The organism is Citricoccus zhacaiensis (assembly GCF_014645315.1).
In the GTDB taxonomy this organism is placed as follows: Bacteria; Actinomycetota; Actinomycetes; order Actinomycetales; family Micrococcaceae; genus Citricoccus; species Citricoccus zhacaiensis.
The window spans coordinates 124954-151184 of sequence record NZ_BMLQ01000006.1; the positions used below are offsets into that span (position 1 = coordinate 124954).

Consider the following 26231-nt stretch of genomic DNA (forward strand, 5'->3'; position numbering starts at 1 on the left):
CACAACAGCTCCCACCAGAATACCGCGCTGCGGGGACCACCAGAGGACGAAGGGCCGGACCCCCGTGTGGGGGTCCGGCCCTTCGGTCCGCTTTACCGCCGGCTCCCCGGTGCGGGGAGTCGGCTGGGGATCACTTGGTCGCGATCTGGCGCAGCACGTACTGCAGGATGCCACCGTTGCGGTAGTAGTCGGCCTCACCGGGGGTGTCGATGCGGACGACCGCGTCGAACTCGGTGACCTTGCCGTTCTCGTGGGTGGCGGTGACCTTGACCGTCTTCGGGGTGGTGCCCTCGTTCAGGGCGGTCACGCCGGAGATGGCAAAGGTCTCGGTGCCGTCCAGGCCGAGGGTGTCCGCGGACTCCCCCTCGGGGAACTGCAGCGGCAGCACGCCCATGCCGATCAGGTTCGAGCGGTGGATGCGCTCGAAGGACTGCGTGATGACGGCCTTGACGCCCAGCAGCGCGGTGCCCTTGGCGGCCCAGTCACGGGACGAGCCGGAACCGTACTCCTTGCCGGCCAGGACGACCAGCGGGGTGCCGGCGTCCTGGTAGTTCTGGGCGGCGTCGTAGACGTAGGCCTGCGGGGCGCCGTCCTGGGTGAAGTCGCGGGTGAAGCCACCCTCCACGCCGTCCAGGAGCTGGTTCTTGATGCGGATGTTCGCGAACGTGCCGCGGATCATCACCTCGTGGTTGCCACGGCGGGAGCCGTACGAGTTGAAGTCCTTGCGCTCCACGCCGTTCTCCAGCAGGTACTTCCCGGCCGGGGTATCCGACTTGAAGGAACCGGCCGGGGAAATGTGGTCGGTGGTCACGGAGTCGCCGAGCTTGAGCAGCACGCGGGCGCCCTCGATGTCCTGGACCGGCTCCGGCTGGGCCTGCATGCCCTCGAAGTACGGGGGCTTGCGGACGTACGTCGATTCGGCGTCCCAAGCGAAGGTGTCACCCTCAGGGGTCTCCAGCGCCTTCCAACGGTGGTCGCCATCGAAGATGGTGCCGTACTCCCGGGTGAACATCTCGGTGTCGATCGAGCGGTCGATGATCTGCTGGACCTCGGTCGGGTCCGGCCAGATGTCCTTCAGGAACACGTCCTGGCCTTCGGCATCCTGGCCCAGCGGATCGTTCTCGAAGTCGAAGTCCATGGTGCCGGCCAGGGCGTAGGCGACCACCAGCGGCGGGGAGGCCAGGTAGTTCATCTTGACGTCCGGGTTGATGCGGCCCTCGAAGTTACGGTTGCCCGAGAGCACCGAGGTCACGGACAGGTCGTTGTCCTGGATGGCCTGGGAGACCTCGGACTCCAACGGACCGGAGTTGCCGATGCAGGTGGTGCAGCCGTAGCCGACGATGTTGAAGCCCAGCGCGTTCAGCGAGGGGACCAAGCCCGACTTCTCGTAGTACTCGGTGACGACGCGGGAGCCGGGCGCCACGGAGGTCTTCACCCAGGGCTTCGAGGTGAGGCCCTTCTCCACGGCGTTGCGGGCCAGCACCGCGGCGGCCATCATCACCGAGGGGTTGGAAGTGTTGGTGCAGGAGGTGATGGAGGCGATCGAGACCGCACCGTGGTCCAGCTGGAACTGACGGCCGTCATCCATGGCCACGTCCACCGACTTGGACGGACGGCCGGAGCCGGCCTCGTCCTCCGTGGCGTAGTTGTGGATGTCCTTGCGGAACTGGTCCTTGGCGTCGGTCAGCTGGATACGGTCCTGCGGGCGCTTCGGGCCGGAGATCGAGGGCACCACGGTGCCCAGGTCCAGCTCGAGGTACTCGGAGTACTGCACTTCCTGGGAGGCGTCGTGCCAGAGGCCCTGTTCCTTGGTGTAGGCCTCCACGAGGGCGATGTTCTCCTCGGAGCGGCCGGTCAGGCGCAGGTAGTCCAGGGTGACCTGGTCGATGGGGAACATGGCCGCCGTGGAACCGAACTCCGGGGACATGTTGCCGATGGTCGCGCGGTTGGCCAGCGGCACGGAGCCGACGCCCTCACCGTAGAACTCGACGAACTTGCCGACCACGCCGTGCTGGCGCAGCATCTCGGTGATGGTCAGCACCACGTCGGTGGCCGTGGCACCGGCCGGGATGGATCCGGTCAGCTTGAAGCCGACGACGCGCGGGATGAGCATGGAGACCGGCTGGCCGAGCATCGCTGCCTCGGCCTCGATGCCGCCGACGCCCCAGCCCAGCACACCGAGGCCGTTGACCATGGTGGTGTGAGAGTCGGTGCCGACGCAGGAGTCCGGGTAGGCACGCAGGACGCCGTCGACCTCGCGGGTCATGACGGTGCGGGCGAGGTTCTCGATGTTGACCTGGTGGACGATGCCCATGCCCGGGGGGACGACCTTGAAGTCGTCGAAGGCGGTCTGGCCCCAGCGCAGGAACTGGTACCGCTCGCCGTTGCGCTGGTACTCGATATCCATGTTGCGCTCGATGGCCTGGTCGTTGCCGAACGAGTCGATCTGCACGGAGTGGTCGATCACGAGCTCGGCCGGAGCCAGTGGGTTCACGCGGTTGGCGTCGCCGCCGAGGTCCTTGATGGCCTCACGCATGGTGGCGAGGTCCACGACGCACGGCACGCCGGTGAAGTCCTGCATGAGGACGCGTGCGGGGGTGAACTGGATCTCGGTGTCCGGCTGCGCGTTGGGGTCCCAGGACCCCAGGGCCTTGATGGACTCGGCGGTCACGTTCGCGCCGTCCTCGGTCCGGAGCAGGTTCTCCAACAGGACCTTCAAGGAATAGGGGAGCTTCTGTGCACCCTCCACCTTGTTGAGCCGGAAAATCTCGTACTCGGCACCATTGACGTCCAGGACGCCCTTGGAGCCGAAGCTGTCAACAGTAGTCACGGAGGACTCCTCTTCCCGCCCTGGGTCAGGGCGATTGGCCGGTCTTGAGTGCCATTGCCGTTCCACCGGGCCTCCCGGCACCGCGTGCGGGCGGTCCCGGACCGATGGTGGCGGCCACATGCCGATCCTGGGCCGGAGTCTGACGACTCCGTCACAGGGGGCTCGGTCACCATCCTATCCCGAGGGATGGCCGGATCCCGCGCTTCACCCGCGCAGATGTCATGCGTGACGGGGAGATTTAGGACGTTCTTGACGGAGCAGCATGTTTTCTTGACTCCGGGACCACGGTCAGGACTTCGTGAGGAGGGCCACTGATTCCATGTGGTGGGTGTCCGGGTAGAGGTCGTAGACATCGACCTTCTCCGCGGTCCAGCCGGCTTGGGACAACAGCCCCAGGTCCCGGGCGAAGGACGCGGGATCGCAGGAGACGTAGACGATCCTCTCCGGGTCCAGTCGGTGCATCCGCTCCACCGCCGTCTTGCCGGCGCCCGCCCGTGGCGGATCGAGCACCACCGTGTCGACCGAGCGCCCGCCCAGTCCGCAGTCGGCGACCGGCTGGTCCGGCTTGGACAGCCAGCCTCCCAGCACCCGGTCCGTCATGCCGTTGAGCACGGCCGCCTGGGTGACCCCGTGCAGGTTGCGCCGGGCGTCCCGGCTGGCTCCCGGTGCGGCCTCCACGGACAGCACCAGCCCCTCGGCCCCGACCCGGTCCGCCAGGAACGCGGAGAACAGTCCGGCACCGGCGTACAGGTCGGCGATGACCTGCCCGGGCTGCGGGTCTGCCGCCTCGAGCACGGCGTCGACCAGCATGGAGGGAGCCGAACGGTGGACCTGCCAGAAGCCGTCCCCGGTGATCCGGAAGGCGTGTTCGGCCCCTCGGGCACCGGCCACGGTCTCCTGGGTCCAGGTCCGGCCGCGCAGGCGGTGTATCTCTGGCCGGTCGTTCGGGTTCTCACCCGGCACGATCAGTGCCACGGACGTGCCCTCCGGCAGCCGGCTGGTCTGCCGGTGCATCCGACCACCCAGCTGGGACAGGTCGGCACCGTCAGCGGGGGTGAGCAGCACCAGGGCGGGCTCGCCGGAGGCGGGCGTGGCCACGTCCACCCGGGAGAGGCCGGTGAAGTCCAGTTCCCAGAGCTTGAGGGCGTCCAGGCCCGGCACGCCGAGGGGCATGTTCCGGACCGGCACCAGCACGGTGGAGCGGTGCGCGTGCATGGCCAGCCGGCCGGTGGGTGTCACGGCGAAGGCGTTGCGGGTGCGCCAGTGCAGCCCGGAGGGATCGTCCCCTGGCGCCCCGGTGACGTGCACCTCGAGCTGCAGCCCGGCGATCCGGGCCACGGTGTCCCGGAACACTTGGGCCTTGAGGCGCCGCTGGTGCGGCAGCACGATGTGCCCGTACTCAGCACCGCCCACGGGCAGCCGGCCGGCCGCATGCGCGCGCAGGGAGTCGGCCAGCTTCCACTGGTGGGTCCGGCGGAACTCGGAGCCGTGGAGCACCTCGACGGCATCGGCACGCCAGAACCGGGCCCCCTCCCCCGCCTCGGTCACGACGGCGCGGACCACCTCGCCCGGGATGGCGTGGCGGACGAACACCACGCGCCCCTCGTGCCGGGCCACGCAGTGACCTCCGTGGGCCATCGGCCCGGCCTCCAGTTCGAGGATCTGGGGCATTTCCGGCAACCCGGCCGCCCCGGATGCACCGTGCACCGGTTGGCGGGCTACGTCAACATTGCTGGTGTCGCGGATGGTGGTCATCCTCGCCGTCCTCCTGAGCAGTCATGGGCGGTCGGCCTGATCGGCCGGGGATCCGTTGCCCTGTACCCCAGACTCTACTGGGCCGGTCCAGGGTCCGGTCGGCGGGGCGGGTGTGCCGGTCCGGGGCGACGTGCCCGCCCCACGCCGCGTCGTCGCCAACTGCCACGGGACCGAGGCGACCATGACGCCCGGCTCGTGGTGCAGGCGCGCCTTGATGCGTTTGGTGGTCCGATTGTGCAAGAGGGCCTGCCAGCCACCACCGACCACGTATTCGGGGATGTAGACGACCATCAGGTCCCGTGGTGAGGTGCGCCGCATGGCCCGCAGGTGGCGGATCAGGGGCTCGGACATCTCCCGGTAGGGCGAGGCCAGCACCGTGATCGGCACCGGGAGGCCGAGCCTGTCCCAGGCCGCCACCAGCTTGCCGGTGGACTGCTTGTCCAGATCCACCACGACGGCCTCCAGGCTGGAGGGCCGTGAGGCTCGGGCATAGGCCAGGGCCCGCAGTGTGGGCCGCTGGACGGACATCACCAGGATCACGGCATGGACGCGGGAGGGCAGCGCCCGGGCATCCTCGGTCGAGGTCAGGTCTAGCTCGGAGGCCACCGCCTCATAGTGCCCCCGGATCCGGGACATCACGAACACCATGGCGGCGATCGCCAGCAGGGCCACCCATGCCCCCTGGCCGAACCGCGTCACGAGGACCACCAGTGCCACCAGGGCGGTGACCACGAGCCCCACCAGGTTCACCAACCGCCGGGTCCGGACGGCCTGGCGGGCCCGGACTCCGGGCGTGTGCGCGAGGTGACGGCTCCAGTGCCGCACCATGCCCAGTTGACTGATGGTGAAGGACAGGAAGACGCCGATGACGTAGAGCTGGACGAGCAGTGCGGTCTGGGCCTGGAAGACGACCACGAGTGCCAGTGCAGCCAGGGCCAGCAGCACGACGCCGTTGGTGTACCCCAGGCGGTCGCCACGGGTGAGCAGCTGCCGCGGCAGGTAGCCGTCCGCCGCCAGCCGTGAGGCCAGCTCCGGGAAGGACTTGAACGCCGAGTGGCCGGCCAGCACCAACAGCACCGCGACCATCAGGATCAGGGCGCCGGCCAGGATCCCGCCGTGGCCCAGGATCGCGTTGGCCAGCTGGGCCAGCACGGGATTCTGCACATAGTCCTCGGACACCGGGCCGCCGCCGACGGCCTGCAGTCCGGACGGGTCCAGGACGAACACCACCCCGGTGCGGTCCGCCAGGTACATCACCCCGATCGTGGACGCGCCGGCCGTCAGGCCCATCGCCAGCATCACGGACCGGGCCAGGCGGACCCTCGGCTTGGCCATGGCGCCCACGTTCGAGGCCGGGACCTCCACGCCAGTGGCGAGCGCCGAGCCGGAGGAGAACGCCCGCAGCACCAGGACCGCCAGGGCCAGACCGCCCAGCCCCTCGGAGAAGGCGGGATCGGGCACGGGCTCGACCCCGGCCGACGTCGCCGGTCCGAGGGTTCCCGTCACGTCTTGGACGAGGCCGGCCACGATCATGCCGAACAGCAGGGCGAGGAAGACGTAGGCGAGCACGGCGGGGGTCACCCGTCCGCGTCCGGCACCGCGGATGCTCGCCATGGCCAGGAGCACGACGCCGGCCACGGCCACCGCCGTCTCCGCACCTCCCAGCGCGGGGACGGCCGCAACGAGGTAGTGCGCCATGGCAGCCATGGACACCGCCACCGTGAAGACGAAGTCGAGCATCATGGCGGCCCCCACCGTCAGGCCCGCCCACGGACCGAGGTTGGCCCGGGAGATCGCATAGTCCCCGCCCTCGGGGTAGGCCCGGATGGACACCCGGTAGGACACGACGATCAGCAGCATCACCGCCACCACGGCCACGCCGATCTCGGGGCCCAGGGCCAGTGCGGCGGTGCCGCCGAGCGCCAGGGTCAGCAGGATCTCGTCCGGGGCGTAGGCGATGGAGGACCAGGCGTTCGCCGAGAACACGGGCAGGGCGGTGAACCGGCCCAGGGGCCGGCGGTTCAACCGCTCCGTGTCGTAGGGCCGGCCCACGAGGAGACGGCGCATGCTGTCCAGGACCCTTGCCACGCGCACTACGGTACCGCGCCCACCGATCCGCTCCGTCCACGCGCCGTCCACGCGCCGTCCACGCCATCGTCACGGCCGAGGGGCGGGCCGGCACGGCATGCCGAGGTCCGGGGGTGGGCCGAGCGTGGCACACTGGACTCGCTGGCGGCGCCAGGCGTTCGGACGGCCGGACAGCCGAGTCCGTGCCGCTCTGTCCAGCCGCTCTATCAGGGCGAGAACTCAGGCCGGTGAAACAGGAGGGAATCCGATGGCCCACTTCGTGATCATGGGGTGCGGCCGCGTCGGTTCCTCCCTGGCCCTCACGTTGGAGCGGGGCGGCCACACGGTCGCCGTGGTGGACCAGGATGAGCGGGCCTTCCGGCGTCTGGGACGGCACTTCGGCGGACAGCGGGTCACCGGCGTCGGGTTCGACCGGGACGCCCTGACCAAGGCCCGGATCCACGATGCCTACGCCTTCGCCGCTGTCTCCTCGGGGGACAACTCGAATATCATCGCCGCCCGCGTGGCTCGCGAGACCTTCGGTGTGGAACACGTCGTCGCCCGGATCTACGACCCGGGCCGCGCAGAGGTCTACCAGCGGCTCGGCATCCCCACGGTGGCTGCCGTGCGCTGGTCCACGGACCAGGTCCTGCGCCGGATCCTGCCGGACGCAGACCTGGCCGGAGACTTCCGGGACGCCTCGGGGCGGATCATCATGACCGAGGTGCGGGTCTCCCCCGCCTGGATCGGACGCCCCCTGGCCGAGCTGGAGGCGGAGGCCGGCCTCCGAGTCGCCTTCGTCACGCGCATGGGCGAGGGCATCGTCCCCACCGGCGGCACCCTCTACCAACAGGGTGACATCGTGCACGCCGTGATGGCCGTGGCCGGTCAGTCCGAGGCCGAACGGGCGCTGGCGGCCGGGCCACAGACCGGTGCGGACCTGCTGGAGGACCGCCCGGAGGACAGCGGAAAGGTGGACCGAGCATGAAGGTCGTCATCGCCGGAGCCGGCGCCGTCGGTTCATCGATCGCCCGTGAACTGCTGGCCAACGGCCATGAGGTCCTGCTGGTGGACACCAAGCCTGAGGTTGTCGCCCGCTCCGGGCTGCGAGGCGTCAAGTGGCTCATGGGCGACGCCTGCGAGCTCACGGTCCTGCAGGAGGCCCACCTGGAGACGGCCGAGGTCCTGGTGGCCGCCACAGGCGATGACAAGGCCAACCTCGTGGTCTCTCTGCTCGCCAAATCCGAGTTCGGCGTGGGCCGGACCGTGGCCCGCGTGAACAACCCGAAGAATGACTGGCTCTTCGACGAGGCGTGGGGGGTGGACGTGGCCGTCTCCACGCCGCGCATCATGACCGCCTTGGTGGAGGAGGCCGTGGAGACCGGTGACCTCGTGCGGCTGCTGACGCTGAAGTCTGGACAGACCACTCTCGTGGAGTTCACGGTTCCCGCCGGACATTGGGCCGATGGTCGCCGGCTCGGCTCGGTGTCCTGGCCGGAGGACATCTCCGTGGTGTCCATCATCCGGGATACCCGGCCCATCACGCCCAGTGACGACGACGTCATGGAAGCAGGTGACGAACTGTTCTTCCTGGCCACCGAGGAGGCGGAGTCACGGTTGCGGGACGTCCTGGTGCCCGAGGACGAGCGGCAGGCCCGAGGTCAGCGCGAGTCGCTGTCCCAGCGCGAGACGCGCGGATAGAGGACAGAGAAGGGGCAGAGTGGGCAGAGAGGTTCAGGCGTCGGACTGGTCCGGACGGCCCTCGGACACCGATTCCGCGTCCTGGCGGGCGGAGACCAGCCAGCCGAACCACAGGGCCAGCGCATAGAGCGGCAGTCCCATCACGAGCCGTGCGGTGCCCAGAGCGGTCAGCAGGTCGGCGAAGTAGAGGGGAACCTGGACGGCCAGCCGCAGGGCGAGGGCGGCCACCAGGATCCAGGTGGCCAGGGCATAGCGCCGGCGCCGCTGCGGGTCCTGGCGCCAGGCGATCCCCTCGTTGCGGACCAGCCCGAAGACCAGCCCCAGCAATGGCCAACCCACGAGGACGGAGACGGCCATCGCGGCGATATAGGCCGCATTGGTGACGAATCCCCAGAGGTAGTAGTCCTTCGCCTCGCCCGTGTTCAGCGCCACCACCACACACAGCACGACGGCGGCCAGTCCCGCCAGGGCCTGGATCGGACTCTGACGCTGGAGGAGCCGGACCACGCTGAAGGCGGCGGCCACCACCACGGCGGCGATCCCAGCTCCCCACAGGTTTTGGGTGGTGATGAAGGCGACCAGGAAGACGGCGGAGGGCAGCACTGATTCCAGCAGGCCACGCCACCCGCCGACCGTCGCCAGGACATCGATCTCCCCGTTCTCTGTCACGGCGGTGCCGGACCCGACCTTGCGCAGGGCCGCGTCGAGCTGGCCGCGCGGATCGTCCCGCTCCGGCACGCCGTCGGCGGGGGGTGTGACGTTCGGAGAACCCTGCGGCGCGGGTGCGCCCGAGGTCTCAGGATCGTGGGTCATGCGGCGCTCCTGCCAGCAGTTCGTAACGGGGGTTGAAGACCGTCGGGAGATCATCGTGCTCCGAGAGGAATCCCTCGATCCGCAGCCAGCGCCCGGCCTCGATGCCCGGGATCCGGCGCTGCCCGATCCATACCAGCCGCAGCCGCTCGCCGCCGGTGGACACCCGGCCGGGACGGGGAGCCTCGGTCACCAGGTCCACGGCGAAACGCACCGGTCCGGCCGCCGCCGTCAACCGCACGGCTGCCACCAGGCCCACGCGCTGCACGAGAGCCCCATGGGCTCCTCGGCGTGCAGCACCCGCCGTCCCCGGCTGCGGGAGGGTCGGGGGTGCGGGCGCGGTGGCGGAGGACATGGACGGTGTCAGCGGACTTCCGTCACTTCCGGTCCGCGCTCCGGCGGCCGCTGGCGCGGGTCCACGATGGTCGGCGCCTCTGACCGGCCCGTCGGCTGCGGTGATCCCGCCGGTCCGGAAGACCCGGTCTCGGCCGACTCACCGGCCTGACCGGCCTGACCAGGCTGGCGCACCGGACGCATGTTCTCAGGTGGGGTGAGCGGCAACAGTTCCCGCGGCGGGTGGGGATCATCCCCGCGCCGGACCACGATGCGGGAGAACAACTCGTTGACGGGCCCCACGGCTTCGGCTTTGAAGGCCGCCTCGCCGCCGATCACGCCGCGGAGGAACCACCGGGGACCGTCCACGCCGACGAAGCGGGCCACCCGCCAGCCGGGCGATCCATCGGGCATCTTGGCGGGGATCCGAGCGACGACCTCGGTGCCGAACTGCCCCTCCTGCTCCCCCACCTGGGCGCCTTCGGTGACGGTGACGGACTCGAGGATCTCGGCGCGGATCTCGTCCCAGATGCCACCCGCGCGCGGGGCGGCGAAGGCCTGCACCTGGAGGGAGGACTGGCCCAGTTGCAGGGTCACGCCGATCAGGCGCTTGGTGGTGTCCTCGAGGTCGAGGCGCACCTTCATGTCCTTCACCACCGGGATGCGCAGGGATCCCAGGTCGAGGTAGCCGTCCGCATCGGGGCGGTCGGCGATGTCGAAGGGGCCGCTGGCCTCGGCTTCGGGCTCGGTCGCCAGCTGGTCCCGGGGATCCTGGAGCTCCTCTGGAAGGACGACCGTCTCGGTCTTGACGTTCCGGTTACGGCCGAAGATCATCTGCCTGCCTGCCAATCCGTGTCACGTGTAGAAGATGCTGGTTCATGCCTGACCAGTGCCGCCGTCCGACCGACCGGGCTGGACCGGGCCGGCCATCCGTGCTGGCAAGGCCAGTCCAGCTTAGGTCAGTGCGGCGGTGCCGCAGAACTGTCACGCCCCGTGTACCGGGGCCTCCGCACCGAATCCGCCGGTGGAGCCGAATCCCGCGGCGCCGCGGTCCGAGGGCGGCAGTTCGTCCACGAGCACGAACTGTGCCTGGGCCACCCTCTGGATGAGCAATTGGGCGATCCGGTCTCCCCGCCGGAGCCGGATCGCCTCGGTCCGGTCCGTGTTCAGCAGGGGCACCTTGATCTCTCCCCGGTACCCGGCGTCGATGGTCCCCGGGGCGTTGACGAGGCTGAGCCCCTGGCGCACGGCCAGTCCGGACCGCGGGTGCACGAGGCCCACGAAACCGACGGGCAGCGCCAGGGCGACGCCGGTCGGCACCAGGGCGCGTGCGCCCGGTTCCAGCACCACATCCTCGGTGGTCCGCAGGTCCGCACCGGCGTCCCCCGGGAGGGCGTACGCCGGGGGCTCGATGCCGTCGTCGAGCATGGTCAGGGCGATCGTGGGGCGCTCCACGGCACCGTCAACGGAAGGCGTGTCAAGGGACTCTGCTGGCTGATTCACGCGGCCACTGTACCGGAGAACCCGGGCCCGCCCCGGCTGCGGATCAACGGCCCCGATTCACCCCTGCCACGCGAAACGTGGGATTCTAGAAGACATGCACGAATCCTCCTCGGTCCCTGCGGAACAGCCCGGTCATCCACCTACGCCGGAGGCGCCCGATCGGGTCCTCTACGAAGAGAAACTGCGTCCGTCCCTGTGGATCTGGTTGATGGCCCTGATGATCTCCGGCCTGTCCATCCTGGTCTTCGTGCCGATCGGACTGGAGATCGGCCTGGGAGCCGCTGTGGTGGTCTTCGCGATCATCGCGATCCTGCTGACGCTCTCCACGCCCAGGATCCAGGTCACCGAACGGTCCCTGCAGGTCGGCCGGGCCGGGATCGAGCGCAGGCACGTCGGCGCTGTGACCGGGTACCGCGGAGACGATGCGACCCACCAGCGCGGCCCGGCCCTGCACGGTTTGGCCTTCATGTGCATCCGCGGCTGGATCGACCCGGTGGTCCGCATCCAGATCGAGGACCAGCGGGACCGGACGCCGTACTGGCTGACCAGCACGCGGAACCCGGAGCAGCTCGTCGAGGTCCTGGGCGGCACCATGGCCCGCGACGTAGAGTCCGACTGAGGCCGACTGAAGTCAAGAACACCGCAGGAGCCACGAACACCACAGGCCGGCCAGGAGAACCTGGCCGGCCTGTGTGGTGTCTGGCTGGGATGCAGCCTGTGGGAGAGTCGCCGACTCAGCCCTCGCAGTCCTTGCAGAACAGCAGGCCCTCCTTCTCCTTGGCGACCTGGGAGCGGTGGCGCACGAGGAAGCAGGAGGCGCAGGTGAACTCGTCGGCCTGGGCGGGAAGCACCCGGACCATCAGCTCCTCGCCGGAGAGGTCGGCTCCGGGCAGCTCGAAGCCTTCCGCAGCCTCAGCCTCGTCCTCGTCCACCACGGCGGACTGCGTATCCGTGCGGCGGTTCTTCAGTTCCTCGATGGAGCTCTCGTTCAGCTCATCTTCGTTCTTGCGTGGCGCGTCGTAATCGGTGGCCATAAGGGGTGTATTCACGCTCCGCTGGTGTGGCCGGCGATGACCGACCGTGGGTGGGATGTTGCGACAAGGTCACCGGAACCCCCGGGGATAGCTGGGGAAACCGGTCGCGAGAAACCGGGGGCAGAAGGCCCACGGGGCCCTGCTTCAGTCTGCGCGTCGTGGAGATTGTTCCCCACGTCTGAGGAAAAACCAAATCGCTGAGAGCGGACACGCACCGACTGCTTTCCGCAGATCCGCGCCACACCGGACCGGCGTGGTGCATGCCCCGGCGAATCGTGGCAAAGTCGGTGGGAGAATGTGGGTAGACCGACCGTGGAGGACAAACATGCAGGAACTCCGTCTCGTTGGTGTCCAGGAGGATGGCGGACACCTGCTGTTGAGCAACGAGGCCGGCGAGGAGTTCTCCCTGCCGGTGACCGAGGCCCTGCGATCCGCAGCGACCCGCCCCATCGGCCGGCCCTCCGCCCGCGCCGCCGATGCCGCGGCCGGCGTGGTGACACCCCGTGACATCCAGGCCCGCATCCGAGCCGGTGCCACCGCCGAAGAGGTCTCCGCCGAGTCCGGTGTGGACCTCGAACGGGTCCGGAAGTACGAGGGTCCGGTCCTGGCCGAACGCGATTGGATCGCCCACCTGGCCCGCCAGGTCGAGGTCGCGGCCCCGCAGACCGGGCACGACCTGTACCGCAGCACGTTCGGCGAGGAGCCCGCCCTCCTGGGTGACATGGTCCGCCACCGACTGACGTCCCTCGGCATGGACCCGGCCACGGCCCAGTGGGACGCCTGGCGCAACCCGGAGGGCTCCTGGACCATCAGCCTCCACTTCTCGACGGACGGACACGACGGGTCCGCCTCCGCGATCGGAGACCAGTCCCCTGCCCTGTGGACGTATCGCCAGTCCAGCCAGCACCTCGACAACCAGAACCGCTGGGCTCAGGTCCTCTCCGAACTCGACCCCCTGGACGGGCCGTTCGGGGGGCGACGGCTCTCCGCCGTGGGCGATCGGCCGTTCAACGTGGAGGAGGACGAGACCCCGGCGCCGTCATCCCCCACGGCGTCCGCCGGACCCCGCCCGGCCGTCGACCAGGATTCGCAGGACGAGTTGCTGGACGTGTTGCGGGCCCGCCGCGGCCAGCGCCTGGGTGTGGACGAGGACGGCGACGACGAGCTGGCCCTCATGCTCACCCGTGACGAGCAGTCCACCGCAGGGACGTCGCGGCCTCGCCTGACCGTGGCCTCCACCCCGTCCGGCCAGGATGACGACGCTGACGGAGACACCGCGGACGAGATCAGCCCCAGCAGCCGCTGGGACCCACGGTTCGGCCGCACGACGCCAACTTCCAGCGCTGCCAGCGCTGACCACGATGCCTGGGCGATCGCGGAGGACGACGCCGACAGCGGCATGGACGGCAGCAGCCGCGGCGACGGCCAGGACGACGACGGCCGGGGTGACGCCTCCGCTGAGGCAGGGACCGGCGAGCACCAGGCCGGTGATGACCAGGCCGCCCCCGAGGTGCATCCGGACCAGACCGCCTTGGACTTCGGCGCCGACGGCTCGCCGCGACCCGGGAGCGACGAGGACGAGCCCCCCACCCTCGCCGGGGACAAGGGCCGGACGGCGGGGCGCAAGCCCGGTACCCGGAATGCGGGGACCAAGTCGAAACGACCCTCGGTGCCCAGCTGGGACGAGATCGTCTTCGGCCGCAAGGGCGACTGACCTCTCCGCTGCCGTAGCCGTCAGCGCCGGGGACGGTGCATCATCAAGAGCGGCACCTCCCGCTCCGCCCGCGTCGGGGAACCGTGGTGACCCACCATCTCGAAGGCGGCCGGCGCCACCCTCCGGCCGTCATACAGGGCGACCGGCCCGTGGGCGGCCACCAGGAGGTCGCCGATGCGTGGTGCCACCCGCGCGTCCACCGCGCCGAACCACCCGGCCTGGACGGCTTCCTCTCGTGTCAGGATCCACGCCTGGTCGGCGAAGGTCTCCTGCCACGCCGCCACCGTCGACTCGCGCACGGCCGCCGAGGCATCCGCCTCGAAATGCACCTGGACGAAGCGGGGCTCCCCCGCCGTGTGCCGGACTCCGTCCACCAGGGCTGGCAGTTCGGCGTAATCGATCCTGCCGGACTCGGGCACGTCCACCATGCCGTGGTCTCCGGTGAGCATGAGCAGCGTGTCCCGCGGCACGGCGGCACTGAGGCGGCGGGCGGCGCCGTCGATCTCCTCGAGGGCGTGGAGCCACTGCTCCGATCCGGTCCCGTGCTGATGACCGGCCTTGTCCAGTTCATTGAGGTAGAGGTACAGCAGCACCGGGCCGGTGGCCGCGTGCAGTTCCTCCTTGGCCTTCTGGAACCGGGCCTGCAGGGTCTTCGCCCCGACGAACCGCGAGCCCCGCAGGGACGCCTCCGTCAGGGCCGAGCCCTCGAACGCCGGCAGGGAGACGGTCACGGCGTCCACGCCGGGATCGTCGAAGGCCGAAACGCGGCGACCTGTGCCATCGGAGGCACCGGTGCCACCGTGACCCTGGGCCGGCGCCGGCCGCGTGGCGGCGAGGCGTTCGAACACCGTGGGATGCGGCTGCCAGGAGCGCGGATCGGTCAGGGGGTCCCAGCCGCCGAGCTGGTTGATGACCGTGTCCCGCTCCGGGTCGAGGACGTCGTAGCCGACCAGGCCGTGGCGGCCCGGCTCCAGTCCGGTGCCGAGGCTCGAGAGGGAGGCGGCCGTCGTCGTGGGGAAGGCGACCTGCAGGGTGGCCGCGTCCCCCTCCAGGACGGACCGGAGGAAGGGGGCGTGGCCGGCGTACCGTTTCAGCAGCGCCTTGCCGAGCCCGTCCACCATGACGACGACGGCGCGCCGGGTCCGCGGCAACTGCAGCGAGTTGGTGAAGCCATCGGCTCCGAGGGCCGCCGCGGCGGAGGTGAAGACCCCGGAGAGGGACCTGCCGGCAAAGGGAGGACCTGCGGGCAGCGGTGGTGCGGAGGTCACCGGCCGGACCGGGCCCCGGTGTCGTCCGTGGTCGCCCGCCGCAGTTCGCGATAGAACGCCAGCGCCTGGTCGACGGCCTGCTGACCCTCGGCCTCCGCGGCGACCCGTAGGACGAGGTCCTCGCGCGTGGAGGTGCCGGTGTACCCGTGGTCGGCCTCGCACTCAGGATCACCGCAGGCGGCAGGTGCCAGGTCGAGCCGTTGGCCGCCGGCCCAGGTCACGGACAGGGTGACCTCGGCGATCGGGTCGCCGCGGCGGAAGTTCTGCGGCTGCGGGTGCATGGTGGTGGCCACCACGGAGTCGATCCGGCGCACGGGGACCACCTCGGTGGAGACCTGGGCCATGATCTGCCGGCCCGCGTCGTCCATCGCGTGGTCGTCCAGGTGCAGGGCCGCCACGATGTCCCCCGCGAGCGCCAGCACGGTGATGTGGCGGTGGATCTCGTCATAGTCGAAGTGCGTGTCCACGTGCACCAGGTGGCTCGAGACCTCCCGTCCGTCCAGCACGGAGTCGAGGACGTCCGCCACGAGCTCCGGGTAGAACCCGGCGCGCTCGATGTCCGCCCCGAGGCTGGGCATCGAGGCCCCAGTACCGTCGACCGGCGGTGCCGGGCGGTGCTGCGGAGCGCTCGAGCCGGCCCCGGCCCCGGTGTTGGCGTTCCCCGAGGAGTGGTGCCCGGAGGGTTGCTGGCCCGATCCCGGGTTCCTGCGCAGTGGAGTCATGGTGTCCATGCTATCGGCAGGCACCCCGCCGGTGGGCCGGCTGGTCAGTCCCGCATGGCCCGGCGTGCGGAGTCGGTCCGCTGGGCGGCGTTGGCCACGTCGATCTCCGTGGAGAGGACCGTGACGCCCCGGTCCGAGGCCAGCACCGGGTTGAACCGGATCCGGGCCACCTGCGGGTGGTCGTCCTTCAGCGCGGCCACCCGGGCCAGCAGGTCCTGCAGGGCGTCCGTGTCCACGGCGGGCAGTCCCCCATAGCCGTAGAGTTTGGCGGCGGCCCGCGGGGCGCGGATCATCCGGTCCAGGTCCTGGTTGGTCAGCGGTGGCACCCGGTGGACCCAGTCGTCCAGGAGGTCCACCGCGTCCCCGGCGATGCCGAAGGAGACCACCGGTCCCAGGAGCGGGTCCTCGAGGGCGGTGATGGTGCAGGCCTGCCCGGACGGGGCCATCGACTGCACCTCGAGGTCTGGGCTGCCGAAGGGCTCGAGGACCTGGCGCATCTGGGCCACGTTGCGCCGCAGCGATTCGGCGTCCACGATGTTGAGCCGCACCCCGCCGAGGTCCAGACGGTGGCGCAGGTAGGAGTCCACGGCCTTGACCGCCACGGGCCAGCCCAGGCGGTCGGCCGCGAGGACGGCGCCCTCCTCGGTGGTGAAGCGGGCCGAGGGCAGCACCCGGATGCCATAGCAACCGAGCAGTTCCCCGGCCTCGTCCGCCGTGAGGCGGACCAGGCCGGTGCCGTGGGCGCGCGAGGCCCACCCCTCGAGGAGTTCCTCAGCGCGGTCGCGGTCGACTCCCTCGGGTTCCACGGGCACCCCGGCCTCGGCCTCCCGCCAGGCGCTGTACCAGGCGAGGCGGGACAGGACGCGGGCGGCCTGTTCGGGCGAGGAGAACACGGGGATCCCGCCCTGCAGCCCCTCCTCGGTGGACGGACCGGAGCCCCGCAGGCTGGCCGATCGGTAGGTGAGGTCCAGGACACCGGTGAGCGAGGCCAGGACCGTGACGGACGTTCCGCGGGAGGCCTCCTCCACCGCGGCAGCCAGCCGGTCGGAGTCGCCCACCTCCTGGTGCATCCCCGCCTGGGTGACCACCAGGAGGGCATCCACCTCGCCGGAGGCGATGGTCTCGGACACGGCGCGGCCCACCGCCCGCACCGCGTCGTCCACCACGTGCTCGGCGTCCAGGTCGGGGACGAGCACTGTGCTGGCCACTGTCAACCCGTGGTGTTCCACGGCGTCCATCACCACCCGGTTCAGGGCCAGTGAGTTGCCGACCACGCCCACGCGGGGACCCGCCGGCAGCGGCTGACTGGCCACGGTCTGCATCAGGTCCATCAGGTCATCGTGGTTCTCGACCTGGATGACGCCGGTCTGCTCCAGCATGGAGTCGACAGCCCCGGTGGGCGCCTGCGTGGTGCGGGTCTCATGACCGGGGGGCAGGCGACGGCCCATCACATCGGAACGGGCCACCACCACGGGCTTGGACCGGGACAGGCGCCGGGCGATGCGGGAGAACTTGCGGGGGTTGCCGAAGGACTCGAGGTAGACGCCCACGGCACCGGTGGCCGGATCGTCCTCGAAGTACTGCATGGCATCGTTGCCGGAGACGTCCGCGCGGTTGCCCGCCGAGAGCATGGAGGACAGGCCGATGCCCCGGCGGTGGGCCGCGGCGAAGAGGGTGACGCCGATGACCGCGGACTGGGAGAACAACCCCACGGGTCCGCGCACGGGCAGGAACGGGGACACGGACGCGTTCAGGGAGACCTCGGGTGCGGTGTTGATCAGGCCGGCCGAGGCCGGGCCGATCACGCGCATGCCGTTGGCCCGGGCCTGGCGGACCAGGGCGCGCTGGCGCACCAGGCCCTCCCGGCCGGCGTCGGCGTAGCCGGTGGTGACCACGAGCAGCCCCTTGACACCGTGGTGGGCGCAGTCCTGCACCACGGCGGGAACCTCGGCCTCTGGGACGGCGATGACGGCGAGGTCCACGGGCCCGGGGACCTCCGCCAGGGTGGCGCGGGAGATCATCCCGGCCACCTCCAGCGCCTCGGGGTTGATGCCGTAGACCGGTCCCGGGTACCCGCCCTCGATGATGTTCTGCAGCAGGGCGAAACCCACGGATCCCCACTGGCGGCTGGCGCCGATCACGGCCACGGCCTCGGGCGCGAGCAGCTCCGCCACGGAGCGGGCCTCGGCGCGGTGCTCACGGGACTCCATGACGGCGCGGGACTTGGCGGTCGGGTCGATCGAGAAGGCGACGGCGACCACGCCGTCGTCGAAGTGCCGGGAGACCTCGAACCCGGTGTCCTGGAAGACGGAGAGCATCTTGCGGTTCTCCGGCAGCACCTCGGCGGTGAACCGGCGGATGCCGTTCTCGCGGGCGGCCACGGCCAGGTGCTCCATCAGGATCGAGCCGATGCCCTTGCCCTGGGAGGCGTCCGAGATGTTGAAGGCCACCTCGGCCTCGAGGGGGTCATCCAGCCGGTCGTAGCGGCCGATGCCCAGGATCTCCTCGCCGCGCAGCACCACGAACGCGACCCGGTCCCGGTAGTCCACGTGCGTGAAGCGCTCCAGCTCCTTGCGGGACAGGGAGGACTTGAAGGTGAAGAAGCGCAGGTAGATGGAGCTCTGTGACTGCCCCTCGTGCATCCGGGCCAGCCCCGAGGCATCCTCGGGCCGCACCGGGCGCAGATGTGCCGTGGTGCCGTCCCGCAAGACGACATCGGCTTCCCAGTAGGCCGGATATTCGGGGGTTTTCGGCTTCTCACCCATAGGATCACAGTAGACAATTCCCGCCCCTCGCGCTGGCGCGTTCTCGCGGCAGGCGCGCGACCGACCGGCGATCGACAAGGACTTCAGAGCACCCCATGGCCCGTACCCCCAAGAAAAACTCCGCCCCGGCCGCCCAGGCGATCCCGCTGGAGCAGGAGAACATCGTGGACATCGATGTCTCCTCGGAGATGGAGACCTCGTTCCTCGAGTACGCCTATTCGGTGATCTACTCCCGCGCCCTGCCGGACGCCCGGGACGGCATGAAGCCGGTGCAGCGGCGGATCCTGTACATGATGAGCCAGATGGGACTGCGCCCGGACAAAGGCCATGTGAAGTCCGCCCGCGTGGTCGGCGAGGTCATGGGCAAACTGCACCCCCACGGGGACACGGCGATCTACGACGCCATGGTGCGGCTGGCCCAGCCGTTCTCCCAGCGCCTGCCGTTGGTGGACGGGCACGGCAACTTCGGCTCCCTCGACGACGGCCCCGCCGCCCCGCGCTATACGGAGGCCCGGCTCGCCCCGGCCGCCCTGGCCATGACGACCTCGCTGGACGAGGACGTGGTGGACTTCGTGCCGAACTACGACAACCAGTTCCTGCAGCCTGCCGTGCTGCCTGCCGCGTTCCCGAACCTGCTCGTCAACGGCGCCTCCGGCATCGCGGTCGGCATGGCCACCAACATGGCCCCGCACAACCTGCGGGAGGTGATCGCCGCGGCACGCCACCTGCTCGCCCACCCCGAGGCGACCCTGGCGGACCTCATGGAGCACGTCCCCGGGCCCGACCTGCCCTCGGGCGGCCGCATCGTCGGCCTGGACGGGGTGCGGGACGCCTACGCGGCCGGGCGCGGCTCCTTCAAGATGCGCGCCAAGGTCGCCGTCGAGCAGGTGACCGCCCGCAAGACGGGACTGGTGGTCACCGAGCTGCCCTACGGCGTCGGCCCGGAGAAGGTGATCGAGAAGATCAAGGACGCCGTCAACGCGAAGAAGCTCACGGGCATCGCGGACGTCCTGGACCTGACCGACCGCAAGAACGGCCTCAAGCTCGTCGTCGAGCTCAAGAGCGGTTTCAACCCGCAGGGTGTCCTGGCTCAGCTGTACAAGACGACGCCGCTGGAGGAGTCCTTCGGCATCAACAACGTGGCGCTCGTGGACGGCCAGCCCCGCACCCTCGGCCTGCAGGAACTGCTGCAGGTGTACGTGGACCACCGGCTCGACGTGGTCCGCCGGCGCAGCGCCTACCGCCTGGGCCGGAAGAAGGACCGCCTGCACCTGGTCGAGGGTCTGCTGCTGGCCCTGGTGGACATCGACGAGGTCATCCAGATCATCCGCACCTCGGATGACACGGCGGCGGCCCGGACCCGGCTGATGGGCGTCTTCGACCTGACGGAGATCCAGGCCAACCACATCCTCGAGCTGCGCCTGCGCCAGCTGACGAAGTACTCCCGGCTGGACCTCGAGGCCGAGCAGGACGAATTGCAGAAGGCGATCGCCGAGCTCGAGGCCATCCTCGCCTCGGAGCAGAGGCTGCGCGACCTCGTCTCCGGGGAGCTGGCGGACGTGGCCGAGGAATACGGCGACGACCGCCGCACGGTGCTGCTGGAGTCCGAGAACCTCGCGCCCGTCACCGCCGGCGGAACCGGTCAACTCGGGGCCACCCCGGCCTCCGGTGCCGGTGCCTCCTCCCGGGCCGCCCTGCCGGGTGGTGGCTCGGACGGGCTCATGGTCCCGGACACTCCGTGCTGGGTGGTACTCAGCACGGCGGGCCAGCTGGCCCGTACTTCCGACGACACCCCGCTGGCCACCGGCGGTCGCCGCCAGCGCCATGACGCCTACCGCTCGGTGGTCCCGGCGACGGCGCGGGGCGAGATCGGCGCCCTCACCTCCGCGGGGCGCATCCAGCGCGTGCAGGTCGTGGACATCCCGGCCCTGACGGAGTCCTCCCCCACGCCGAACCTCACCGCGGGGGTGAAGGTCAAGGACTTCCTCACCCTGCAGCGCGGCGAATCGCTCGTGGCCCTGGTTCCGCTGAACACCGTGCTGGCCCTCGGCACCCGCAACGGCATCGTCAAGCGCGTCAACCCTGAGTGGCCGCTGAACCGCGACGACTTCGACGCCATCGCGCTCAAGGGCAACGACGTGGTCATCGGCGCCGGCACCGCCCGTGATGAGGACCAGCTGGTCTTCATCACCCGCAAGGGCCAGCTGCTGCGCTATGCCGCTTCGCTGGTGCGGCCACAGGGCCGTACCGCCGGGGGCATGGCCGGCATCAAGGTGGCCGCGGACGATGCCGTGATCGCCTTCTCCGCCGTCCCGGCCGATACCGTCGGCGAGGATGCGGAGGAGGGCCACCGGGCCGTCGTCGTGACCGTGGCGACGGGTGAGGACACACTGCCCGGCACGGTCCCGGGGTCCGTGAAGAGGACACCGCTGGACGAGTACCCGGCGAAGGGCCGCGCCACCGGCGGTGTCCGCGCCCACCGGTTGCTCAAGGGCGAGACGTTGCTGTCCCTGGCGTGGGCCGGGGCCGAGCCCGCGCTCGGGGCCTCCGCCCAGGGCGTGGCCCGAGCGCTGCCGGCCGAGTTCGGCCCCCGGGACGGCTCCGGGCTGGCCATGGACCAACTCGTCGAGGCCGTCGGCGCCGGAGCCTCTCCGGTCGTGTCCGCCCCGGACGCCGAGGCCGGCGCTGCTGCCGGCGGCGCGTCGGCCGCCGCTCAGCCCGGGGGCGGCGCCGACGCGGACAGCGCCGAGCAGGCCCTCTTCGGAGAGACTCTGTTCGGCGAGGCCGAGGGCCGCCGCGGCCTGGCCGAGGCACCGACGGACACCGACCCCTTCGCGGCCGGCGACGACGCGGTGATCACCGGGGACTGACCCTTCCGGCTCCGTCCAGCTCCAGGTGCACCTGGCCGGAGCCGGCGAACCGGCGGTCATGGGTCACCATCACGGCCGTGCGGTCCGCCAGGGCGGTGCGCAGGTCCGCCACCAACTCGGCCGCCTCGTCGGCCCCCAGATGGGCCGTCGGTTCGTCCAGGAGCACGACGTCGGCCCGGGCCAGGAGCGCGCGGGCGACGGCCACCCGCTGGCGCTGGCCACCGGAGAGGAAGTGCCCGGAGGGGCCGATCCTCGTGTCCAGTCCGCTCGGGGTGGCGTCCAGCCAGTCCCCCAAGCCCACAAGGCTCAGGACCGCGATGAGCTCACCGTCGGTGGGACGGTCCTCCGGATCCCGGGCCAGGTTCAGGTTGGAGCGCAGCGTGGAGTCGAACAGGTAGGCGTCCTGCGGGCACCAGGCCACGGCGCTCAGGACAGCGTCTGGCGAGCTCACCGGGCCACTGGCGGTCTCCAGGACGTAGCGGCCCTGCCGTGGCCGCAGGAAGCCGAGCAGGACGGCCAGCAGGGTCGACTTCCCGGAGCCCGAGGGCCCGGTGACGACCGCGAGCTGGCCACGGCGGACCGTCAGGTCCAGGCCCCGGAACACGTCCGTCGCCGTCCCGGGGTAGCGTACGGCGGCCGCCGAGAGCGCGATGCCGGTGACGGAAGCCGGGCCGGCAACTGGGCCGGCAACCGGGTCTGCGTCAGGTTCGGTGACGTTGTCCGGGGCGGTGCCCGAGGCTGTGTCCGAGGCGATGTCCGAGGCATTCCCTGTGGTGAGCAGCGGCGCGGTCTTGGCCAGCTGCCGGGACAGGATCGCCGCCTCCTGGCAGGCCGTGCTGTACAGGCCCAGGGGCTCGGCCAGGGCCAGCAGCAGGAACACGACCATGGCCGTGACGGGTGCGGTCACCCCGTTCTGGACGCAGAGCACCAGGGTCTGCACCGCCGCCCAACCGGAGAGCAGGGAGGCGAGGGCCTGCCCGAGTCCGGCGGCCGCCGCATTGCGCTTCAGGGGACGGTCCGCGGCGCGGTCGGCGGCCCCGAACCGTTCCGTGGCGAGTGTTGCCGCGCCGTTGCCGGCCAGGTCCGGGGCCGCCGCGAACAGGGCGGTGGTGCGCTGCAGCAGCCCGGTCCGGTGGTCCGTCAGGGCACGGGTGGTCTGCCGGTCGGCCAGCCCCACCACGAGCGGCACCAGCACCAGGCCGGCCAGTCCGGCGACCACGGCGGGCCACCAGGCTGCCGGGGCCATCAGGACCACGATGAGGACGGTGATCAGCCAGCTGATGATGGCGGCCGGGACCGGGACGATCACGCGCGGCAGCGCATCGCGCAGCTCGTCCACGTCGGCCACCAGCACGGACAGCGCGCCACCGGACCGGGTCAGCCGGCCCCACTGGGCAGCCTGCGAGCCGAAAGCGTCCCACAGCCGCAGCCGGATCCGGTTCGCCCAGGCCAGCACCGCGTCATGGGTGTCCAGCCGTTCGAGGTAGCGGAACAGGGCGCGTCCGATGCCGAAGAACCGCACCAGGACGATCACCGAGAGCAGGTGGAGCACGGGAGGCTGATAGGCCGCCTGCACGATCAGCCAGCCGGAGAGGGCGGACAGCAGCGCCGCGGCCAGCGTGGCCGCCGTCGCCCAGGCCACGCCGGCGATGAACGTCCGCTCCGTCAGCGGCAAGAGCCGGAGCCAACCGCGCCAGCGCCGCCGGCGCGGCCATCGTTTCGAGGAGCTGGTCCCGGTCCGCGGGTCGGCACCCGTCGCGCTCGGCGTCTCAACCGCGGCCGGCGTCCCGGCCTCGGCGGCAGTCACGGTGGAGCCGCCGTGGTCCGAGGCCGGCGTCGCGCTCGAGGCCGCGGCGTTCGGCAGCTGTGGCAGGTGCGGTTCCTCCGATGCCGGGGGCCCCTGCGGTTCCCCCGTCGGCGCCCCGAGGACTCTGTCCGCGAGCGCCTGCAGGTCGCGATCGTGCGAGGCCACCAGCAGGATGGCATCCACGGCACCGCCACCCGGGAGGCGTCCGGAGCGCAGTGCGGCCAGCACGGCGCGGATCCGCTGGGCGTTCTCGGCATCGAGGTGGGCCGTCGGCTCGTCCAGGACGATCAGCCAGGTGGCGGAGTTCACGGGCGCCGCCATCAGGCGCACCAGCACGCGCGCCAGGCCGAGCCGGCGTCGTTCCCCGGGGCTGAGCTCGTCCGGGTGGCGGGGTGCGAAGCCGCCGAGGCCGCAGGCGGCGAGCACCTCGGCCGCCAGGAGGCCGGCGTCGCCGTCCCAGCCGGGAGCCCCGTCCGGGCCCGCGGACGCCGCGGCGTACAGCGCCAGCTCGGCGCCGACCGTAGGCTCGCTGAACGCGGGGTGCTGGCCGAGCCAGGCCACGCGCCGGCCGGCCAGCCCCGCGGCCGTGCCGGTGAACTCGGCCTCGCCGCCCCGCAGCACCCCGGCGAGGGCGGACAGGACCGTCGTCTTGCCCGTGCCGCTGGGACCGCCGAGGACGGTCAGTTCACCGGGGGCCAGGTCGAGGTCCAGGTGCCCGACGACGGCCGGGAACGTCCCGCCGTCGGGGTCCCGGTAGGCGATGCCCAGACCTCGGAGGACCAGCCGGTCCTCCCTCCCGTGGGCAGACGGGTCCGCGACCGGGCCCGTACCGTGGTCGGCGGCCGCTGTGGCGACCGGTGCTGCGGCCGGCTCTCCGGCCGGCTCTCGAGCCGGTGCCACGTCCGTGCCGAGGACGTCCGAGAGCGAGGCCGGGACGGGACGGTCGAGGTCGGCGCGGGCGCGGCGCAGGGCCTCCACCCCGTCCTCGGAGGCATGGTGGGCGGAGCCGATGTCCCGGAAGGGCAGGTAGACCTCGGGGGCGAGGGTGAGCACGAGCAGCCCGGAGTAGAGGTCGAGCTCCCCGTAGACCAGCCGCACGCCGATGAAGACGGCGACCACGGCCACGGACAGGGTACTGATCAGCTCGAGGGCGAAGCCGGACATGAAGGCCGTCTTCAGGGTGGTCATGGTGGTGGCCCGGTAGCGGTCCGAGACCCCCGCCAGCGCCTGACGCTGCGTGCCGGCCCGGCGCAGCCCGACCAGGACGGGCAGGCCCCGCGCCAGTTCCAGCACGTGGTGGGACAGCCGGTCCAGTCCCTCGGCGGCCTGCTGGACACGATCCTCGGTGTACCGCCCGATCAAAACCATGAACACGGGGATGAGCGGGATCGTCAACACCAGCACCAGGGCGGAGACCCAGTCGTGGGTGAGGATCCACACCCCGAGCACGAGCGGCATGACCGCGGCGGTCAGCAGGGCGGGCAGGTACTGGGTGAAGTACTTGTCGAGCCCGTCCAAGCCGGAGGAGGCGAGCACGGAGTCCTCCCCCGCCCGGTCCGCGCCGGCCCCGGCAGAGGCCAGGCGGTGGGCGACCATCCGGTGGCGCAGCTCCTCCTTGGCGCCCAGGGCTGCGCGCCGGGAGAACACCTGCTGTCCCCAGGTCGCGGCGGCCCGGGCGAGGACGCCGGCCACGCCGAGGGCCACGACCTGGGCGAGGGTGGCTCCGGCGGCGTCCGAGAGCAACCCGTGGGCGAGCGGATCGTAGGACGCCGGGTCCGGTGCGAAGAGCAGGCCGAGGAGGTCGCTGCTCTCCGGAGCGGGCAGTCGCTCGGCCAACCAGGTGATGCCGCGGGCCAGGGCGGTGGCGAGCAGGATCCAGCCGGCGGCCTTGATCCCGGCGAGCAGGGCCAGCAGGGCCAGAGCGGCCCGGCCGGAACGGGAGGTGGGCAGTTCGGGTCTCACACCGGCGTCACCACGTGTGACTCCGGGATGTGCGTCTCGTGCAACCGCTGCCGGAAGACCCAGTACACGAAGGCCGAGTAGGCCAGGATGATCGGCACCATGATGACGGCGACCCAGGCCATGAAGTTCAGCGTGTACTCCGAGGAGGAGGCGTTCATGGCCGTCAGGTCGAAGGCCGGATCGATCGTGGAGGGCAGCACCACGGGGAACACCGCCAGGAAGATGCCCGCGGCGCCGGCCAGCAGGGACGCACCCAGGGCGATGAAGGTCCAGCCCTCGCGGCGGAGCTGGGCCGCCATCAAAGCCCCCAGGGCGGCTGCGAGGGCCAGGGCCAGCAGCATCCACGGGATGAGGCCGTCCTGGCGTGAGACCACCACCACGCCCCACGCGCCCAGGGGCAGCAGGTAGACGGGCAGCCAGCGGGTGAGGTGGCGGTGCGCCGCCTCCCGCGGGGCGCCGTCGGTCTTCAGACCGAGGTAGGCCCAGCCCATGGCCAGCGAGAACCCGACGACGGCCAGGCCACCGAGCACCCCCTCCCAGGACAGCCAGGCGAACGGCCCGCCCACACGGTCGCCGTTGGCGTTCAGCGGCAGGCCCGTGGTGGTCACGGCCAGCATCAGGCCGATGCTGAAGGCGGCCACGGCCGAGCCGCCGGCCATGCACCAGTCCCAGCGGTCCCGGGTCCGGGCGGTCAGGGCCTTGCCCCGGTACTCGATGGAGACGGCCCGGAGGATCAGGGCCAGCAGGGTGATCGTCAGCGGGAGGTAGAGGCCCGCGAACAGGGCCGCGTACCAGAGCGGGAAGGCGGCGAACGTGGCACCCGCCGCGGTGACCAGCCAGACCTCGTTGCCGTCCCAGACGGGACCGATGGTGTTGAGGATGACGCGGCGCTGGCTCTCGTTGCGGGCCCAGCCCCTCATCAGCATGCCGACGCCGAGGTCGAAGCCGTCGAGGAAGAGGTAGCCCACCCAGAGCACGGCCACCAGGACGAACCAGAAGGTGGGAAGGAACTCGATCGATTCCATGACGGTCTACCTCTCGGGGATCTCGGGGGTCTGAGCGGTCTGGGCGGACTGGGCAGACTGGGCGG

18 protein-coding genes are annotated in these 26231 nt (G+C 71.1%); 5 read left to right on the forward strand and 13 right to left on the reverse strand.

Annotated features, from left to right (window positions below):
* Nucleotides 1-130 precede the first annotated feature (130 nt).
* The 3 genes from acnA to IEX49_RS11245 form a co-directional block, all read right to left on the reverse strand.
* Nucleotides 131-2830: an aconitate hydratase AcnA gene (gene acnA / locus IEX49_RS11235; protein ID WP_188806245.1), complete on the reverse strand. Its 2700-nt coding sequence runs from the start codon at nt 2828-2830 to the stop codon at nt 131-133.
* A 288-nt stretch (nt 2831-3118) separates the two neighbouring features.
* On the reverse strand, nt 3119-4585 hold the full coding sequence (locus IEX49_RS11240; protein ID WP_188806246.1) for a class I SAM-dependent RNA methyltransferase: 1467 nt from the start codon (nt 4583-4585) through the stop codon (nt 3119-3121).
* A gap of 21 nt (nt 4586-4606) precedes the next feature.
* Nucleotides 4607-6673: an APC family permease gene (locus IEX49_RS11245; RefSeq protein WP_188806247.1), complete on the reverse strand. Its 2067-nt coding sequence runs from the start codon at nt 6671-6673 to the stop codon at nt 4607-4609.
* Between the two features lie 247 nt (nt 6674-6920).
* Between IEX49_RS11245 and IEX49_RS11250 the strand changes: the two genes are divergently transcribed.
* Nucleotides 6921-7640 (forward strand): potassium channel family protein, encoded by a 720-nt coding sequence (locus IEX49_RS11250; protein WP_188806248.1) that lies wholly within the window; start codon nt 6921-6923, stop codon nt 7638-7640.
* Nucleotides 7637-8353: a potassium channel family protein gene (locus tag IEX49_RS11255; RefSeq protein WP_115931436.1), complete on the forward strand. Its 717-nt coding sequence runs from the start codon at nt 7637-7639 to the stop codon at nt 8351-8353. The genes IEX49_RS11250 and IEX49_RS11255 overlap by 4 nt, the downstream gene beginning before the upstream one ends.
* Nucleotides 8354-8386: 33 nt before the next feature.
* Here the strand turns inward: IEX49_RS11255 and IEX49_RS11260 are convergent, their stop codons facing one another.
* The 4 genes from IEX49_RS11260 to dut form a co-directional block, all read right to left on the reverse strand.
* Nucleotides 8387-9166 (reverse strand): DUF3159 domain-containing protein, encoded by a 780-nt coding sequence (locus IEX49_RS11260; protein ID WP_188806249.1) that lies wholly within the window; start codon nt 9164-9166, stop codon nt 8387-8389.
* Nucleotides 9150-9518, reverse strand: coding sequence for a single stranded DNA-binding domain-containing protein (locus IEX49_RS11265; protein ID WP_188806250.1), 369 nt, complete (start codon nt 9516-9518; stop codon nt 9150-9152). The genes IEX49_RS11260 and IEX49_RS11265 overlap by 17 nt, the downstream gene beginning before the upstream one ends.
* A gap of 8 nt (nt 9519-9526) precedes the next feature.
* Complete coding sequence (locus IEX49_RS11270; protein WP_188806251.1) at nt 9527-10330, reverse strand: DUF3710 domain-containing protein; 804 nt, start codon at nt 10328-10330, stop codon at nt 9527-9529.
* Between the two features lie 150 nt (nt 10331-10480).
* A complete protein-coding gene (gene dut, locus IEX49_RS11275; RefSeq protein WP_188806369.1) occupies nt 10481-10924 on the reverse strand; it encodes a dUTP diphosphatase in 444 nt (147 codons plus the stop codon).
* Between the two features lie 169 nt (nt 10925-11093).
* Here dut and IEX49_RS11280 point away from each other — a divergent pair, with 169 nt between their 5' ends.
* Nucleotides 11094-11618 (forward strand): DUF3093 domain-containing protein, encoded by a 525-nt coding sequence (locus IEX49_RS11280; RefSeq protein WP_188806252.1) that lies wholly within the window; start codon nt 11094-11096, stop codon nt 11616-11618.
* A gap of 115 nt (nt 11619-11733) precedes the next feature.
* Here IEX49_RS11280 and IEX49_RS11285 read toward each other — a convergent pair whose 3' ends face one another.
* A complete protein-coding gene (locus IEX49_RS11285) occupies nt 11734-12033 on the reverse strand; it encodes a DUF4193 domain-containing protein (protein ID WP_188806253.1) in 300 nt (99 codons plus the stop codon).
* Between the two features lie 325 nt (nt 12034-12358).
* Here IEX49_RS11285 and sepH point away from each other — a divergent pair, with 325 nt between their 5' ends.
* Nucleotides 12359-13747: a septation protein SepH gene (gene sepH, locus IEX49_RS11290; RefSeq protein ID WP_188806254.1), complete on the forward strand. Its 1389-nt coding sequence runs from the start codon at nt 12359-12361 to the stop codon at nt 13745-13747.
* Nucleotides 13748-13767: 20 nt separating this feature from the next.
* On the opposite strand, the gene IEX49_RS11295 is transcribed toward sepH, so the two are convergent.
* The 3 genes from IEX49_RS11295 to IEX49_RS11305 are packed head-to-tail and all read right to left on the reverse strand — an operon-like array spanning nt 13768 to nt 18502.
* Entirely contained in the window at nt 13768-15015 is a 1248-nt protein-coding gene (locus IEX49_RS11295; RefSeq protein WP_188806255.1) for an alkaline phosphatase family protein, read from the reverse strand.
* A complete protein-coding gene (locus IEX49_RS11300; RefSeq protein WP_188806256.1) occupies nt 15012-15737 on the reverse strand; it encodes a DUF5998 family protein in 726 nt (241 codons plus the stop codon). The genes IEX49_RS11295 and IEX49_RS11300 overlap by 4 nt, the downstream gene beginning before the upstream one ends.
* A 44-nt stretch (nt 15738-15781) precedes the next feature.
* Nucleotides 15782-18502 (reverse strand): bifunctional acetate--CoA ligase family protein/GNAT family N-acetyltransferase, encoded by a 2721-nt coding sequence (locus tag IEX49_RS11305; RefSeq protein ID WP_188806257.1) that lies wholly within the window; start codon nt 18500-18502, stop codon nt 15782-15784.
* A gap of 95 nt (nt 18503-18597) precedes the next feature.
* Here IEX49_RS11305 and IEX49_RS11310 point away from each other — a divergent pair, with 95 nt between their 5' ends.
* The gene (locus IEX49_RS11310) at nt 18598-21372 is read left to right on the forward strand and encodes a DNA gyrase/topoisomerase IV subunit A (RefSeq protein WP_229672577.1); all 2775 of its coding nucleotides are present in this window, start codon (nt 18598-18600) and stop codon (nt 21370-21372) included.
* Here the strand turns inward: IEX49_RS11310 and cydC are convergent.
* On the reverse strand, nt 21359-25141 hold the full coding sequence (cydC, locus tag IEX49_RS11315) for a thiol reductant ABC exporter subunit CydC (RefSeq protein WP_188806258.1): 3783 nt from the start codon (nt 25139-25141) through the stop codon (nt 21359-21361). The two genes, IEX49_RS11310 and cydC, sit on opposite strands and share 14 nt — an antisense overlap.
* Entirely contained in the window at nt 25138-26157 is a 1020-nt protein-coding gene (gene cydB / locus IEX49_RS11320; RefSeq protein WP_188806371.1) for a cytochrome d ubiquinol oxidase subunit II, read from the reverse strand. The genes cydC and cydB overlap by 4 nt, the downstream gene beginning before the upstream one ends.
* Nucleotides 26158-26231: the final 74 nt, after the last annotated feature.